This window comes from Acidovorax sp. GW835-FHT14G06, assembly GCF_058793595.1.
On sequence record NZ_JBXAGA010000001.1, the window covers coordinates 177303 to 193376 of the forward strand.

At 64.8% G+C, this 16074-nt stretch carries 14 protein-coding genes; 5 read left to right on the plus strand and 9 right to left on the minus strand.

Annotation, left to right across the window (positions count from 1 at the left end; translation table 11 throughout):
• Positions 1 to 12: 12 nt before the first annotated feature.
• The 4 genes from cysW to AC1Q64_RS00785 all read right to left on the minus strand — a co-directional run bounded on the left by cysW (position 13) and on the right by AC1Q64_RS00785 (position 3639).
• Entirely contained in the window at positions 13 to 915 is a 903-nt protein-coding gene (cysW, locus tag AC1Q64_RS00770; RefSeq protein WP_056746212.1) for a sulfate ABC transporter permease subunit CysW, read from the minus strand.
• Positions 912 to 1781 (minus strand): sulfate ABC transporter permease subunit CysT, encoded by an 870-nt coding sequence (gene cysT, locus AC1Q64_RS00775; RefSeq protein ID WP_492250105.1) that lies wholly within the window; start codon positions 1779 to 1781, stop codon positions 912 to 914. The genes cysW and cysT overlap by 4 nt, the downstream gene beginning before the upstream one ends.
• Positions 1782 to 1818: 37 nt before the next feature.
• Positions 1819 to 2823 (minus strand): sulfate ABC transporter substrate-binding protein, encoded by a 1005-nt coding sequence (locus AC1Q64_RS00780; RefSeq protein WP_291437525.1) that lies wholly within the window; start codon positions 2821 to 2823, stop codon positions 1819 to 1821.
• Positions 2824 to 3054: 231 nt separating this feature from the next.
• Positions 3055 to 3639 carry an RBBP9/YdeN family alpha/beta hydrolase gene (locus tag AC1Q64_RS00785; RefSeq protein ID WP_492250106.1) on the minus strand — a complete coding sequence of 195 codons (585 nt, stop codon included), beginning with the start codon at positions 3637 to 3639 and terminating at the stop codon, positions 3055 to 3057.
• A 274-nt stretch (positions 3640 to 3913) separates the two neighbouring features.
• On the opposite strand from AC1Q64_RS00785, the gene AC1Q64_RS00790 reads away from it, so the two are divergent.
• The 4 genes from AC1Q64_RS00790 (at position 3914) to AC1Q64_RS00805 (ending at position 8345) form a co-directional block, all read left to right on the plus strand.
• The gene (locus tag AC1Q64_RS00790; protein ID WP_492250107.1) at positions 3914 to 5575 is read left to right on the plus strand and encodes a methyl-accepting chemotaxis protein; all 1662 of its coding nucleotides are present in this window, start codon (positions 3914 to 3916) and stop codon (positions 5573 to 5575) included.
• A gap of 142 nt (positions 5576 to 5717) precedes the next feature.
• A complete protein-coding gene (locus AC1Q64_RS00795; protein ID WP_492250108.1) occupies positions 5718 to 6632 on the plus strand; it encodes a hypothetical protein in 915 nt (304 codons plus the stop codon).
• A gap of 37 nt (positions 6633 to 6669) precedes the next feature.
• Positions 6670 to 7275: a sigma-70 family RNA polymerase sigma factor gene (locus AC1Q64_RS00800; protein ID WP_492250109.1), complete on the plus strand. Its 606-nt coding sequence runs from the start codon at positions 6670 to 6672 to the stop codon at positions 7273 to 7275.
• Positions 7272 to 8345 (plus strand): ankyrin repeat domain-containing protein, encoded by a 1074-nt coding sequence (locus AC1Q64_RS00805; RefSeq protein WP_492250110.1) that lies wholly within the window; start codon positions 7272 to 7274, stop codon positions 8343 to 8345. Before AC1Q64_RS00800 ends, AC1Q64_RS00805 begins: the two co-directional genes overlap by 4 nt.
• Before the next feature lie 103 nt (positions 8346 to 8448).
• Here the strand turns inward: AC1Q64_RS00805 and AC1Q64_RS00810 are convergent, their stop codons facing one another.
• A complete protein-coding gene (locus AC1Q64_RS00810) occupies positions 8449 to 9318 on the minus strand; it encodes an HDOD domain-containing protein (RefSeq protein ID WP_056746683.1) in 870 nt (289 codons plus the stop codon).
• Positions 9319 to 9456: 138 nt separating this feature from the next.
• Positions 9457 to 10404, minus strand: a complete 948-nt coding sequence (locus AC1Q64_RS00815; protein ID WP_291439405.1) for a LysR family transcriptional regulator — start codon at positions 10402 to 10404, stop codon at positions 9457 to 9459.
• Between the two features lie 148 nt (positions 10405 to 10552).
• Between AC1Q64_RS00815 and AC1Q64_RS00820 the strand changes: the two genes are divergently transcribed.
• Positions 10553 to 11197 (plus strand): FMN-dependent NADH-azoreductase, encoded by a 645-nt coding sequence (locus tag AC1Q64_RS00820; RefSeq protein WP_291439403.1) that lies wholly within the window; start codon positions 10553 to 10555, stop codon positions 11195 to 11197.
• Positions 11198 to 11383: 186 nt separating this feature from the next.
• On the opposite strand, the gene AC1Q64_RS00825 is transcribed toward AC1Q64_RS00820, so the two are convergent.
• The 3 genes from AC1Q64_RS00825 to AC1Q64_RS00835 all read right to left on the minus strand — a co-directional run bounded on the left by AC1Q64_RS00825 (position 11384) and on the right by AC1Q64_RS00835 (position 15987).
• Positions 11384 to 13690: a putative bifunctional diguanylate cyclase/phosphodiesterase gene (locus tag AC1Q64_RS00825; RefSeq protein WP_492250111.1), complete on the minus strand. Its 2307-nt coding sequence runs from the start codon at positions 13688 to 13690 to the stop codon at positions 11384 to 11386.
• A 286-nt stretch (positions 13691 to 13976) separates the two neighbouring features.
• Complete coding sequence (locus AC1Q64_RS00830) at positions 13977 to 14780, minus strand: MetQ/NlpA family ABC transporter substrate-binding protein (protein ID WP_395455012.1); 804 nt, start codon at positions 14778 to 14780, stop codon at positions 13977 to 13979.
• Positions 14781 to 14898: 118 nt separating this feature from the next.
• Complete coding sequence (locus tag AC1Q64_RS00835; RefSeq protein WP_492250112.1) at positions 14899 to 15987, minus strand: DUF6817 domain-containing protein; 1089 nt, start codon at positions 15985 to 15987, stop codon at positions 14899 to 14901.
• Between the last annotated feature and the right edge of the window lie 87 nt (positions 15988 to 16074).

The following is a 16074-nucleotide window of genomic DNA, read 5'->3' on the forward strand; positions in this document are numbered from 1 at the left end:
GTTATGTTTCCTTCACACGCCAGCGGGCGCGGGGCGCTCGGGCGGCAATTCGGCGGCGGCCTTCAGGGCTTGTTCGTTGCGGTGTTCGGCAATCGTCTTGATGACCAGCGTGACCAGGGCCAGCAAAGCCAGCAGCGAGGCTGCGGCAAACGCAGCCACCGACTGGTATTCGTTGTAGAGAATTTCGACATGCAGCGGGATGGTGTTGGTCTGCCCACGGATGTGGCCCGACACCACTGACACCGCGCCAAACTCGCCCATGGCCCGCGCATTGCACAGGATCACGCCGTACAGCAGGCCCCACTTGATGTTGGGCAGGGTCACGTACCAGAAGGTCTGCCAGCCGCTGGCCCCCAGCACGATGGCTGCCTGCTCCTCGTCGTTGCCCTGTGCCTGCATCAGCGGGATCAGCTCGCGAGCGATGAACGGAAAGGTCACGAACACGGTGGCCAGCACGATGCCCGGCACAGCAAAGATGATCTTGATGTCGTGCGCCTGCAGCCAGGGGCCAAACCAGCCCTGTGCGCCGAACATCAGCACGTAGATCAGGCCCGCCACCACGGGCGACACCGAGAACGGCAGGTCCACCAGCGTGGTCAAAAATGCCTTGCCTTTGAATTCGTACTTGGCAATGCACCAAGCGGCGGCCACGCCAAACACCAGGTTCAGCGGCACGGCAATCAGCGCGGTGATCAGCGTGAGCTTGATGGCCGACCAGGCGTCGGGCTCGCGCAGGCCTTCAAGGTACGCGCCAAAGCCCTTGCGCAGCGCCTCGGCAAACACGGCGGCCAGCGGCAGCACCAGGAACAGCAGCATGAAAGCCAAGGCGATGGCGATCAGCGTGTAGCGGACCCAGGGCGCTTCGGTCGTGCCCGCCTGTGCGCGGCGAATGGTTCGGGAGTTGTTGCCGCTCATGCTGGTGCCCCCGCGTGGCGGCGCTGCCAGGCTTGTAGCGCGTTGATGATGAGCAGCAGGATGAAGGAGATGACCAGCATCACCACGGCCACAGCGGTAGCGCCAGCGTAGTCGTACTGCTCCAGCTTGCCGATGATGATGAGCGGCGTGATCTCCGACACCATGGGCATGTTGCCTGCGATGAAGATGACCGAACCGTATTCACCCACCGCCCGCGCAAATGCCATGGCAAAGCCGGTGAGCAGTGCGGGCGTGATGGAGGGCAGGATGACCTTGGTAAAGGTCTGCAGGCGTGTGGCACCCAGGCAGGTGGCGGCTTCTTCCAGCTCTTTTTCGGCATCTTCCAGCACGGGCTGCACGGTGCGCACCACAAACGGCAGGCCGATGAAGATCAGTGCAATCACGATGCCTGCGGGCTTGAACGCGAGCTGGATACCCATGGGCTCCAGAATGCCGCCCACCCAGCCATTGCCTGCCAGCAGGGCGGTGAGCGAGATACCCGCCACGGCGGTGGGCAGCGCAAACGGCAGGTCCACCAGCGCATCGACGATCTTCTTGCCTGGGAACTTGTAGCGCACCAGCACCCACGCGATCAGCAGGCCGAACACCAGATTGACCAGCGCCGCGAGAAACGATGCGCCGAAGGTCAGCCGGTACGAAGCCATCACACGCGGCGCGCTGATGGCGGCCCAGAACTGCTCCCAGGTGAGTGTGAAGGTCTTGAAGATCAGTGCCGACAGAGGGATCAGCACGATGATGCTCAAGTAGAAAAGGGTGTAGCCCAGTGACAGCCCAAAGCCAGGCAGCACGCGCTTGGGCGCGCGCCGTCCGGCCGGGGCTGCGGCCACAGCGTTCGCAGTGGTCATAGATGCAGTGGTGAGTCGGGAAAAGCGCTGGACTTACTTACTTGGCGCCGGGCGTGTACAGCTTGTCAAACTGACCGCCGTCGTTGAAGTGCACCTTCTGCGCTTCGGTCAGCGAGCCGAAGTACTTGGCCACCGTGAACTGCTTGAGCGGTTTGAAGGTGTCGGCGTACTTCTTGAGCACGGCCTCCGAACGGGGGCGAATGGCGTGCTTGGCAGCGATCTCCTGGGCTTCATCCGAATACAGATAGTCGAGGTAAGCCTTGGCCAGCTGCGCCGTACCCTTCTTGGCCACTGTGCGCTCGACCACAGCCACGGGGTTCTCGGCCACCACACTCACCGAGGGGTAGATGGCATCGACCTTGCCCGCGCCGAACTCGCGGTCGATGGAGACGACTTCGGACTCGAAGGTGATCAGCACATCGCCCTGGTTGCGCTGCAGGAAGGTGGCGGTGGCATCGCGGCCACCCTTGGCCAGAATGGGCACGTTTTTGTAGAGCTTGCCCACGAATTCTGCGGCCTGCGCCTCCGTGCCACCCTTTTCACGTACGGCGCCCCAGGCGGCCAGATAGGCATAACGACCGTTGCCGCCCGTCTTGGGGTTGACCACGATCACCTGCACGCCGGGCTTGATGAGGTCTTCCCAGTCCTTGATGTTCTTGGGGTTGCCGTTGCGCACCAGGAACAGCATGGTCGAGGTGGTGGGCGATGCGTCGTGCGGAAACTTCTTGGCCCAGTCCTTGGCGACTACGCCGTTGTCAGCCAGAAACTGCACGTCGGTCGTTGTGTTCATCGTGACCACATCAGCCGCCAGGCCGTCATTCACGGCCCGTGCCTGAGCGCTGGAGCCAGCGTGCGACTGGTCGATCTTCACGTCCTGGCCGGTGGTCTTCTTGTAGTGCGCGGCGAAGGCGGCGTTGTAGTCCTTGTAGAACTCGCGGGCCACGTCATACGACACGTTGAGCAGCGAATTTTGAGCGGCAGCCATGCCGCTCGCGGCCAGGGCCAGAGAGGCCAGGAGGGTCTTGAGTTTCAGAGAAGTCATGGTGTGGTCGCCCAAAAATTGCTGGAGATTCCGCATTGTGCGGACCACCCCTTAAAACTCAAAAGAATATATTCTTGTTAATTAATCGAAAATTGGCATATGAACTCCTCGCAGGGCGTGCTGATGCCATGACTTCGAACCCCGCACCAGCTGCCTGGGCCCAGCATTTAGAGCCCTAAGGGCTTCAAGCGCTAGTCAGACATGCACCGATAGCTATCAATTAGATAGCAATCAGGCGGCGGCCGGAGAAACGTGCGAGTAACCAGCCGCTGGCTGGACGGTGCCGTGGTCGCCCTCCAGAGACTGCAGCAACGCCCAACCCAAAGGCCATTCACCGTGGCCCGAGTCGATGTTGATATGCCCTGCGTTCTGCATGCGCACAAACTCGCTGCCCCAGGCCCGCGCATAGGCACCCGCCAGGCGAATGGGGCAGAAAGGGTCGTTGCTGCTGGCCACCACGATGCTGCGGTAAGGCAGCGGGGCGTAGGGCACAGGGGCAAAGTCGCTCAGGATGGCGCGGCGCTCGGGGTCGGCCGGTGCCACCAGCAACGCACCACACACCTTGGCCGCAGCCTCCGGGCCCATGTGCGTAGTGGCAATACAACCAAGGCTGTGCGCCACGATCACCACGGGCTGGGGCGCAGCCAACACTGTCTTTTCCAGCTGGCTCACCCAGGCCGAACGGGTGGGCGTGATCCAGTCGTCCTGCACCACGCGACGGGCATGCGGCAGGCGCTCAGCCCACAGGCTCTGCCAGTGGCCGGGGCCCGAGTCACGCCAGCCGGGGACGATGATGATGGAAGTGGTGGTGGTCACAGAGCAGGCATTCTGCAGTCCATGCTTTAAAACCAAAACAACTTAATTTTTCTTACTTAATCGCCAAATCATCTAACACTGAGCACTTAGAACAGCCTCGGAAAACACCGACTATCGAGTGAATAACTTAAACCAAACGGTTTATTTATTTACCAGCGCGTACAATGTAACCAAATGCAAACACTTTGCCGTGGCACTCCCGCTTATGGGGCCGCCAATGCTTGTGGTTTGTATTGGCAACTTTGTCCCAAGACATCTTCAAGAGGCACTTTCAATGCACACATGGAAAATCAGCCAGCGCCTGATGGTGGGCTTCGGCCTGGTCATCGTGGCTTTGTTAGGAATGTCGGTCTACAGCGTGCTCATTGCACGGGGCATCGATGGCGCGTTGACCGCCAACGCCACGCAAAACGCAGTCATCCAGCGCGTTGCCATCAACTTCCGAGGCTCGGCGCATGACCGCTCCATCGCAGTGCGCGACGTGGTGCTGGCGCCGAATGACGATGCGCGCAAGAAAGAAATTGAGTCCATCGCACGACTGGCCGACTTTTATGCCAAGTCCGCCACACAACTCGACAACGTGCTGAAAACCGCCAAGGAGGTCCCACCCGAAGTGGGCCCCATGGTGCAGGCCCTCAAGGACATAGAGGCACGCACGGTGGCCACCACCGGCAAGGTGGTCGCACTGACGCAGGCCGGTGACCGCGCGGGCGCCGAAGCCCTGCTCTGGGCGGAGGCCAAACCCCAGTACGAGCAATGGCTGGCCGCTGCCAACAAACTCATTGACTACGAAGAAGGCCGCATCATCAAGAACAGCCAGGCGGCCAACCAGGACGCCAGCCAATTTACCGGCGTGATGCTCTCCATCACCCTGCTGGCCGTTCTGATCAGCGTGGCGGTGACGGTGCTGGTGTCACGCAGCATTGGCCGCGAACTGGGGGCCGAGCCCAACGAAGTGCGCGCCGTGGTGCAGGCCATCCAGCAAGGCAACCTGACGGCACATGTGCAGGTCAAGGCGGGCGACACCGGCAGCGTGATGGTGGCTGTGCGCGACATGCAGCAGCGCTTTCATGAGCTGGTGTCGGCCGTGCGCGACAACATTGCGCAACTGCGCACCACCAGCGACGACATCAGCAGCGGCAACCAGAACCTGGGACACCGCACCGAGCAAGCCGCCAGCAGCCTGGAGCAAACCGCGGCCAGCATGGAAGAGCTGACTGCCACCGTGCGCCAAAGCGCCGACTCGGCCCGCCAGGCCAACGCCCTGGCCACCACCGCCGCCAGCACCGCCACCAAGGGCGGCGAAGTGATGCAGCAGGTGGTGAGTACCATGCAGGACATCCACCACAGCAGCCAGAAGATCGCCGACATCATCGGCGTGATCGATGGCATTGCGTTCCAGACCAACATCCTGGCGCTGAACGCTGCCGTGGAAGCCGCTCGCGCAGGCGAACAAGGGCGCGGCTTTGCGGTGGTGGCCACCGAGGTGCGCAGCCTGGCGCAACGCAGCGCCGAGGCCGCCAAGGAGATCAAGGCGCTGATCCAGTCCAGCGTCGAAAAGGTGGACTCGGGCACCCAGCTGGTAGCCAATGCCGGCGACACCATGAACGAGATCGTGCAAGGCGTTCAGCGCGTGAACGGCATCATTGGAGAGATCAGCACCGCCGCTGCCGAGCAGAGCGACGGCATCTCGCAGGTCAACGTGGCCGTGACCCAGCTGGACCAGATGACACAGCAAAACGGCGCGCTGGTGGGCGAAAGCACCGCTGCCGCAGAAAACCTGCGCCAGCAGGCCCAGCGCCTGGCGGAGCTGGTGGCCGTGTTCCAGGTCAGTGGCAGTGCCACAGCGGGCATGGGCAACCCCGCCCCGCGCGCAATGGCATCCCCCCAGGGCAATGCCCTGCCAGCCTCCAGCGTGCGCCGCCTCGCGCGCTGAAGCTGCAGTGCGGACGACGGTTCCGCAGAGTTGCGGTGTGATGAGGCGCTGAAAAAATTCAGGATTTTTTCGGCTCCTCTCAACCCCATTCGCCCGCGCCATTCGTTTCACCCAGCACCACCACTTTTTTGATGGAGCTGCCATGAAACACCGTTCTCTCACCTTCCCCGCCCTCGCGACACTGGCCGCGCTGCTGGGTATGAGCCATCTACCTGCCCATGGCATTGGCCGCCTGGCCGATGTCACCATCGTGGACCGCGACACTGGCGCCACGCTGCCAGTGCACTACGCCCAAGGCGAATACTGGGTGGCCGGCCGCCCGGGCGCTCGGTATGCCATCAATGTGCGCAACCGGCTGGGCGAGCGGGTACTGGCCGTTCCTTCGGTGGACGGGGTCAACGTGCTCAGCGGCGAAACCGCTGCGTGGGACCAGGGCGGGTATGTGTTCTCGCCCTATGAGCGTTACCAGATCACCGGCTGGCGCAAGAGCAATAGCGAAGTCGCTGCGTTCGAGTTCTCGCACATTACCAACTCGTATGCCGCCCGCACGGGCCGCCCCGCTCACGTGGGCGTGATTGGCGTGGCGCTGTTCCGCGAACAGCCACCGGTGCCCTCACCCACCTTCGTACCCGAGCCATACAGCCAGCGCCGTGATAGCAGCAACGGGATGGCCAACAGCCGGGGGCGCTTGCGCGAAGAGCCGGCGCCTGCGCTGCCCTCGGCACAGTCGGCACCCGCACCGGCCGCCGCCGCGCCGTCGCCAGCGTCAGAGGCCGAGTCCTCGGCGCGCTCGATGTCTGCCGACAGTGCGGCCAAGGCGGCGCCTATCCCGTCGGCCAAGCTGGGAACGGCGCACGGCCAGCGCGAGACATCCGTTGTGTCGCACACCACTTTCACCCGGCTGCAACTCCGCCCCAACGAAATCATCAGCATCCGCTATGACAGCCGCGAAAACCTGATGGCTGCGGGCGTGATCCGCGAGCCCATCGCGCGGCCCCCTGTGCCCCGCGCGTTTCCACAGTCCGACAACCTGTCGTACGTTCCCGACCCGAGGTAGGCCTTGAGAGCATCTACCAGTACGCTGCCGCTGGTGCATGCGGGCCTCGCATAATCCGCGGGTGCCATCCGCCCCGCCCCACGACGATGCCGACGAGACGCTGATGCTGCGTTACGCCAGCGGCGACCTGGGTGCGTTCGACCGGCTCTACGCCCGGCACGAGCTGGCCGTGTGGCGGTTCGTGTTTCGCAGCGTGAAGGTGCAGGCCGTGGCCGACGACCTGCTGCAGGACGTGTGGTTTGCGGTGGCGCGCAACGCTGCCCGCTACGAGGTCAAGGCCAGGTTCCGCACCTGGCTGTTCACCTTGGCACACCACCGACTGGTGGACCATCTGCGTACCGCCAAACACCATGCCAGCCTGGATGCCAGCGACGACGATGCGCGCAGCCGGGCAGATACGCTGGTAGCGGACTCGGGCTTCGGGCCCGTGCGCCAATTGCAGTCGCGCGAGCAGGCCGCCGCGCTCATCGCCGCCGTGGAGCAGTTGCCGCCAGAGCAGCGCGAGGCCTTTTTGTTGCAAGCCGAAGGAGACCTGAGCGTGCAGGAGATTGCCGAGGCCACCGGCGTGAACTTTGAAACCGCCAAAAGCCGCCTGCGCTACGCGCGGGCCAGCCTGCGCCAGCACCTCAAGGAGTTTGTATGACCCGGCAGGATGACGAACTGGTCCGGCGCTACCACGAGGCCAGCGAACAGGAAGGCGCCCGCCCCGGCGTGCATGTGCGCGATGCCGTGCGTGCGCATGCACAGATGGTGGCAGCGGCTGCGGCATCGGCCACCCCGGTAGCAGCCCCTGCCGCCAACCAGGCCCGCTGGAAGATTTCTGCCCTGGCCACCTTGGCCGTGGTGGGGCTGACTGGCTTGCTGATGCTGCAGTTTGAGCGCGGCACGCTCGAAGAGCGGGACACCGCTTTCAGCCACCGCCGGACCGAGTCGCCTGCGCAGGCTCCCACGGTCCCTGCTCCTGCGGCCACACCGACGCTCCCGCCACCGGCAGAGCCCCCATCGGTCACTCCGCCTGCACCGGAAAGCGCGCAGAAAAGTACGCGGAACAGCGCCGGCCCGTCGGCCGACGCCATGCTCCCCAAGCCCGCCACGGTAGCCCCCCCCGCGCCTGCGCAGACACCAGCACCCGCCCAGCCCGCTCCTGTGTCGCCTTCCACTGAGCAGGAAGCCCTGTCAGCACCTCGCGCAGCCGGGGCCCTCTCCGGTTTCCCAGCGTCGCCCCCCCCGCCCTCGACCGCAGCCTCCCCTGCCGAATCTGGTGCCGAAAGGCGCGAACGCGCATCAGTCTCCACTGCACCAGCCCTTCAAGAAACCGCCCCGGCTGCCCCCGCCGCAGCAGCTGCACCAGCCACCCGCGCCCCGCTAGCGGACTCTGCAGCGCGCGACCACCAAGCGGCGGCTGCAGCCCCTGCCATGTCAAAAAATCTGGGCGCGGCCGCGCCCAACACCATCTGGGAGGCCGCCCGCTCGGGCCAACCCCAGCAGGTCGAAGCCCTCGTGCAACAGGGCACACCAGTGGATGCCCGCGACCCCGGAGGAAAAACCGCTCTGATGCTGGCGGCCATGAACGGCCACACCGCCACTGTGCAGCGGCTGCTGGCCTTGCGCGCCAACCCGGCGCTGGTGGACCGCGAAGGTCTGAATGCGGCACAGCTCGCGGCACAGCGGGGGCACACGCGCCTGGCAGAGCTGCTGGAAGCGGCCCGCTGAAAAGCGCACCGGCAGGTCTCGCAGTGCCCACGTCATGTCCGCAGGGGGCGGGCCTAGCTGCCCCGCTCGGCGGTAGCGGCGAGTCAGTTGCTCGTCGGAATCATCAGAAACGCACCGCCTCAAACGCGGGGTGCAGCGCGTCGATCCAGTGGTCCAGCTCGTCCTGCGTCACATGCAGGTGGTCCATGCAGGCTTGGCCGTGTTGGGTCCACTCGCGCGTGGGGGCCAGGCCGTCGTGCTGGTTGACCAGAAACTCGGCCAGCAACCCCAGCGCCACCAGGTGGCGCACGGTGGGATCAAACTGCTCGTCGTTCAGGCAGGCAAAGTCGTGGTGCAGCCAGATGGCCTGGGCCACGTCGCCCGGCAGGTGCCAGGTGCGCGCCACGATGGCGCCCATCACCGCATGGTCGGTGCGGTGGCTCGCGTTCTCGGTCTGGGTAAAGGTGCGGTCCTTGCGCGCCAGGGCCTCGGTCACGGTGCCCGCGTAGCCCCGCACCGCCTTCACCAGCACCGGCATGCCCACGTGGCAGAACAGCCCGAAGCTGTAACCCAGGCCCGGGTCCAGGCTGTAGAGCTGGTGGCCGATGTGCTCGCACGCAATGGCGCGGCGCTGCGAGCTTTCCCAGAAATGCTCCAGCAGCGGCGAGCGCACCTGCAGCGCGTTGCGCGTGATGAAGGCAGACAGCAGCTCCACGGCCGGCTGCAGCCCCAGTACCGTCAGCGCCATGCCCACGGTCTGCACCGGCTGGGCCAGGCCGTACAGCGGGCTGTTGGCCAGCCGCATCACGGCGGCGGCCAGGGCCACGTCGGAGGATGCCAGTTGCTCCAGCGCGGTCGAGTCCAGCTCGGGCGCCGCCACGATCTGCTGCAGGCGCAGCAACGATTCGGGGCACGGCGGGATCACGATGGCGCGCACGGCAGGGTGCACGCGGGCTTGCCGGATGTCTTGGTCGATGGGGTGTGGAGCGGTCACAAAAAGTCCCCGGGCCGCCGCGTGTGCCGACCACACGGACGGGCGCAGCCCGCACAGTTGCAATTCGTTGCATTGTGGCGCCAAAAAGCGCTTTGCCCACTGAAACAGTGCACAAGCACAGTATTTGAATTCAGCGACTCAGATGTTCGCGCCGTCGAGCCCCTGCAGGGCCTGCCGCGTGCTCAGGCTGCTGCGCCCGGGCATGGCCTCGCCCAGGTAGTCCAGAAACCGCCGCACCGCGGGCGACAGGCCCCGTCGTGAGGGGAACACGGCGTGCACGATGGCGGGTGCCGGTGCCCAGTCGGGCAGCACCCGCACCAGCTTGCGCTCGCGCATTTCTTCCTGGCACATGTAGTCGGGCATCCAGCACACGCCCGTGCCGGCCACGGCGGCGTACTTGAGCGTGAGCAGGTCGTCCGCCACATAACGCGGCGTGTGCTGCACCACCTGGTGCACGCCGCCCGGGCCAATCAGGTTCCAGGTGGAGCGCCCCTCGGGGGCCGACATGGCAATGCTGTCGAGCTTGGCCAGGTCGTCCAGCGTCTTGGGTGTGCCCTGGCGGATCAGCAGCTCGGGGCTGGCCACCAGGATCTGCGTGGTGTGGTCCAGGCGCTTGACGACCATGCTGCCGCTGTCGTCCACCGACGGCCGCACGCGCAGCGCCACGTCGATGCCCTCCTCCACCAGGTTCACCGCGCGGTTGCTCACCAGCATGTCGATGCGCACCTCGGGGTACTGGGCGAGAAACCGGGGCATCAGCTCGGCCACCACGGTCTGTGCAAGCGTCACAGGACAGCTCACGCGGATGGTGCCGCGCGGTGTGGTCTGCACCTGGGCCACAGTGTCGGCCGCCGCCTGGGCCGACTCGCGCATGGCCTGGCAATGGCGCAAATACGCCTCGCCCACTTCGGTCAGCGAGAGCTTGCGGGTGGTGCGCTGCAGCAGGCGCACGCCCAGCTGCGTTTCCAGGTCCGACACCCGGCGCGACAGGCGCGATTTGGGGATGCCGAGGGCACGGCCCGCAGCGGCAAAGCCGCCGCGCTCCACCACTTCGGCGAAATACAGCATGTCGTTGAGGTCTTGCATGGAGGGGTCCGTAACACACTTCAATCGTTCTATGGATAGAACAATTTATCGCAAGTTCACTACCTTATCAACAAATTGATCCATCCTCACAATTCATCCCATGGCCACACGCTGTGGCTCCGATCCACAGAACCCCAGGAGTTCCCTCATGCAACTGCTTCACGTCGACTCTGCCATCACTGGCGATCAATCCGTGTCCCGCCAACTGACTGCCCGCACCGTGGCTGCATGGCAAGCCGCCCACCCTGGCACCACCGTGCAATACCTGGACCTCGCCCAGCAGGCCCCTTCGCACCTGTCGGCCCAGTCGCTGGGGTTCCGCACCGGCCAGGCCGCAGCCACCGAGGTGGAACGCACTGAAAACGCGCTGTCCGAAGCACTGGTGAGCCAGTTCCTGGCCGCCGACGTGATCGTGATTGGCGCGCCGCTGTACAACTTCTCCATCCCCAGCCAGCTCAAGGCCTGGATCGACCGCCTGGCGCAAGCGGGCCGCACCTTCAAGTACACCGAGAAGGGCCCCGTGGGTCTGGCCGGTGGCAAGACGGTGATCGTGGCCTCCACCCGTGGCGGCGTGTACTCGACCAGCGAAGGCGGCCAGGCCATGGAGCACCAGGAGAGCTACCTGAAGGTGGTGTTCGGCTTCTTCGGCATCACCGACGTGCGCTTTGTGCGTGCAGAAGGCGTGGCCATGGGCCCGGACGCCAAGGCGGCCGCACTGGCATCGGCCGATGTGGAAATCACCACCCACACCAGCGTGGCCGCCAACCAGGCCCGCGTGTCGCAGGCCGCATAAGCGCTGCAAAAACGACGACGCGCAAGGCGCAAGCCCTGCGACGCCCCTGGAACCCGGCCCTGCGTCGGGTTTTGTCGTTTATGAAGAAAAATGGCCGGATGCGCTAGTGGAATATGCCTAAGTAGCTATCAATTTTGATATAGCACGCCCAGGCAACGCCGCCCCTACACCACACCGCGCCCACAGTCACTGCGCAGCGGGCAACCCCTGCCGCTGCAACCATTGTTCGGCCAGTTGCTGGGGCGGCAGGGCCGGGGCAAACAGCCAGCCCTGAAAACGCTCGCAGCCCATGCGGATCAGGAACTGCAGCTGCTCCTCAGTCTCCACGCCTTCGGCCACCACCGAAAGGCCTAGCGTGCGGGCCAGGGCGTTGACGGTGGCGCAGATCTCGCGGTCGTTCACGTCCACCACGATGTCGCGCACAAACACCTTGTCGATCTTCAGCTCGCTCACCGGCAGGCGCTTGAGCTTGATGAGTGATGAGTGACCGGTGCCAAAGTCATCAATCGACAGCGCAAAACCCGCATTCTTCAGGTCGAGCGCGATGGCGTACAGAGACTCGTCCAGCAGCTGCGACTCGGTGATCTCCAGCACCAGGCCCGCAGGCTCCACACCGGCGCGCTGCGTCACGCCCAACAGGGTCTGGGTGAAACCCGGCTCGCGCAGCTGGATGGTGGAGACATTGACCGACACCACCGGCACCTGCCAGCCCTCGGCGCGCCACTGTGCCATCTGGCGACAGGCGGTCTCAAACACCCACAGCCCGATGGGCACGATCAGCCCGCTCTCCTCGGCCAGCGGGATGAACTCGTCGGGCGGCACCGGCTTGCCCTCCATCGACCAGCGCAGCAGTGCCTCGGCGCCCACCGTCTGGCGTTGCTGGTTGAGCTGGGGCTGGTACACCAGTGTGAACTCACCCCCTTGCAGCGCGCTGTGCAGGCGTCTGCGCAGCTCCAGCCGGCCACGCGTGATCTGCGTGAACTCCTCGATGTAGAAGCGGTACGAGCCCCGCCCCGCGCTCTTGGTGGCATGCAGCGCCGAATGCGCATGGCGCACCAGCTCCACGCTGTTGACAGAGTCATCCGGATACAGGCTGATGCCCAGACTTGCACCCATGTACTGCGCGCCCACCTCCGAAAGCTCCCAGGGCCGCGCCAGCCCCTCCACCAGAGAAGCCGCCAGCTGCGCCAGATCGGTACGCGATGCGGGGCGCAGCAGCATCACGGTGAACTGGTCATTGGCCAGCCGCGACACCAGGCCCTGCCCTGCCAGCAGCTGGGTGATGCGCTGGGCAACCTCGCTCAGCAGCGCATCACCCACGCGGTGGCCGTAGGTTTCGTTCACGCTCTTGAAGTGGTCCAGGTCAATCAGTAGCAATGCCACGCGGCGGTTAGTACTCTGCGTGTCGCGCGCAGCCTCGGCCACAGCGCGCTCCAGCGCGTCTTCAAAGTAGCGGCGATTGGGCAGGCCGGTGAGGGCATCAAAGTGCGCCACCCGGTACAGCTGCTCCTCATTGCGCAGCACGGCGGCCTCGGCGGTGCGCAGGCGGTTGAGCAGGCTCACCACAATGGTCTGGCGCATTGCGGCCAGCAGCAGCACCAGCAGGCAGCACACCAGGATGAGCACCTGCACCCCGGCACGCCCGTCGGGCGCGACAAACAGCAGCACCAGGGTGATGGCGGCTAGCGTCATCGACACCAGCGGCACATAGTTCATGGCCCGGTCACACTGGCGGCGGTAGTCGGCATCCACCGACATATCAAAGCGCAGCCAGCGCGCGCCCCACCCCAGTGCGAGCGCCGACAGGCTGAAGCTGGCGTTGAACCAGACACCCGGCTCCACCGTGCCGCTGATCACCATCAGGTTCCACTGCATCCAGCTCAGGCCATAGCCCAGCAGGCCCATCAACACCAGCAGGTGCGAACGCGCCACCCGCACCCCCACGGTAGGAATGGCCAGCGCCGTGACACCCGCCGCCGTGAGGAACCCCGCCGGGTACAGCACCAGCACCGTGCTCACCGCCAGCGACCCCACCCCGCCCGAGGGCAGATAGACCACCAGCGTGAACCCCAGCAGCGCCAACACGGCGCCACCAAAGTCGAGCGCCGCCGGGTAGGCACGGTCACGCGAGAGGCGGGCAAACGTGGCACGGATGACAGTGGCGGCCCACAGCGGCCCACCGGCCAGAAACAGCAGATCGGCGGGCGCCGGGAACGGGTTCCAGTCCAGCGCCACCTGCACGTTCCACACGATCTGCCCCACAGCCACCAGCAGGGCAAAGGCCAGCAGACCGGCGTGCAGCGTGCGGTCGGTGGGGGGCGCCTGCCGCCAACCGCGCCAGGCCCAGAAGGCCGACAGCCCAAACGCCAGTGTCCACGAGGCGTTGTCCAGAAACACCCGCACGCTGACGTCCGGCACCCACAGCGACGCAACGAACAACAGCGTGGTCGCACTCAACCAGACCGCTGAGAAGATTCGTTCCGCGAAGGGCATGGTGGAGGGGATGGTGTTACTGGACGTTACCCTCTCATTGTGTATGCAAGCGCCATACCGCAGTTTCCCCAGCACGACGCAGGGGAATGGGGCTGGCCTATCGCTATCATTTAGATAGCTTTTCGCGCTTTATGGATAAGCGCCAACAGCCAAAAATGCCTGGATATTTGACTTTTGTTGCAGTCGTTTTTCTGCCCTCTCTCCCTTTGCGGGAGAGGGAGCGAAGCAGCAGGTCACTCCGCAGAGCCGCAGCGCCCTGCATCGCAGGGCGCGTTTGCGATCAGCCTCAGAACCCGGGCAACACCGAGCCCTTGAACTCGGTCTGGATGAACTTCTTCACTTCTTCCGAGTGGTAGGCTTTCACCAGCTTGGCCACCCAGGGCTTGTCCTTGTCGGCGTCGCGCACGGCGATCAGGTTGACATAGGGGCTCTTGGCGTTTTCTTGCGCAATGGCGTCCTTGCCAGGGTTCAGGCCGGCCGACAACGCAAAGTTGGTGTTGATGGCCGATGCGTCCAGATCGTCCAGCGAACGGGGCAGCTGGGCCGCGTCGAGTTCAACAAACTTGAGCTTCTTGGGGTTGCTCACCACGTCCAGCGGCGTGGCCTTGAGGCCAGCGCCGTCACGCAGCTTGATCAGGCCCTTGTCCTGCAGCACCAGCAGCACACGGCCGCCGTTGGTGGGGTCGTTGGGAATGCCGAACTTGGCGCCTTCCTTCAGGTCTTCCAGCTTCTTGACCTTCTTGGAATACAGGCCGATGGGGAAGTTGACGGTGTAGCCCACCGACACCAGCTTGTAGCCACGGTCGGCCACTTGAGCATCAAGGTAAGGCTTGTGCTGGTAGCTGTTGGCGTCCAGGTCGCCCGCGGCCAGTGCGGCGTTGGGCTGCACATAGTCGCTGAACTCGACGATCTGGATCTTGAGGCCGTCCTTCTCGGCCACCTTCTTGACCTGCTCGAAGATCTGGGCGTGGGGACCGCCGGTCACGCCCACCTTGATGGGCTTGTCCTGGGCCATGGCGCCAGTGGAGAAAGCGGCGGCAGCAGCCAGGGCCAGGGCGGATTGCAGGAGAAGGCGCTTGTTGTTGTTCACAGGGAAAACCTTTCGTTGAGAGATGGCTCGCATCCTAGGGTTTCCCCGATAAAACTGGAACAACTAAGTTTTCATTTCATTACAACCCAATCGCATAACAAGCTGCAAAGCGGTTTCCTCAGCCCCGCAGCGCCACGTTGTTCAGCTTGTCCAGCCGCTCGGGCCAGGTGCCTTCCACCGTCGCGCCCTGCAGCAGGATACGCGTCCAGGCCACCCAGGCGTCCCACTGCACGCGTTTGTCCCACGCATTGCCCCAGGCGCTGAACAGGTGCAGCGCGCTCTCGGCGGCGGCCTTGGCGTCGTCCTTGCGGCCGGCGGACAGATACAACTGGGCCAGCACCATCTGCGGCTCACCCACCCACGGGTTGTGGCGCACGGCGCTTTCCAGCACGCCAGTGGCCACGTCCAGGTCCACCAGCGGCTGGTCTTGCTGGATGACGGACCAGTACAGTGACGTGGCCGCCGCCTCGTTGGCCGCAGACAGGTACTGCGAGCAGTGCGCAAACACGGGCGGCATGGGCAGCACGTCCTTCAGCCCCGGGTGCTGGAGCGCCTTGGCCAGCCCATTGATCTGGTGCACCATGCGCCCCGACGGCCGCATGGGCCCGGGCCATAGCGATGCGGCCCAGTGCGCTTTCTGGCTACGGTGCTGCACGTCCGGAAAGCGCGAAAAGATGTCGTCCTGCCAGCTGAACCACTGCTCGATGGTGTCGGCCATGCTCACGATGATGAAGGCCGCCACCTCATACGGCGTGAGCACGTGGTCCTGCCCATCTTTTTGCAGCACCAGGCTGCCGTCGGCCTCCAGCGAATGGGCCAGCACCTTTTGCACAAACTGCGTGCGTGACTGGGTGCAGAACAGATACACCAGGTGCTCGGCCGACTCGCCCGCAATCTCGCGCACCCGGGCGCGCTCCTTGGCGGGGTCGAACTTCACCAAGTCCACAAACGCATTGCCATACACGCTGTGCAGCAGACCCAGCAAACGCACATCGCGCGGCTGCTGCCACACGGTCAGGGTGCGCGTAACACCCACCAGGTGGTGTCGAAACGTGCCCGCCTTGTGCCAGTCCTGCCCCACATTGCGCGCGAGCACCGTGGGCAACACGGGCGCCAGTTCGGGGTCGCGGGTCAGCCACTCGTCGTCCAGCAGCGGCAACGCGCGGGCAAACAGGTCGGCGTCCAGGGGGTGAAGCGGCAGGGTCATGGTGTCTTGTCTCCGGCGTTGATGGGTGCAGGTAATGCAATGTACACACAGTATCTGCCGGCAACGCAGGTGTGCAAGCACAAGGGT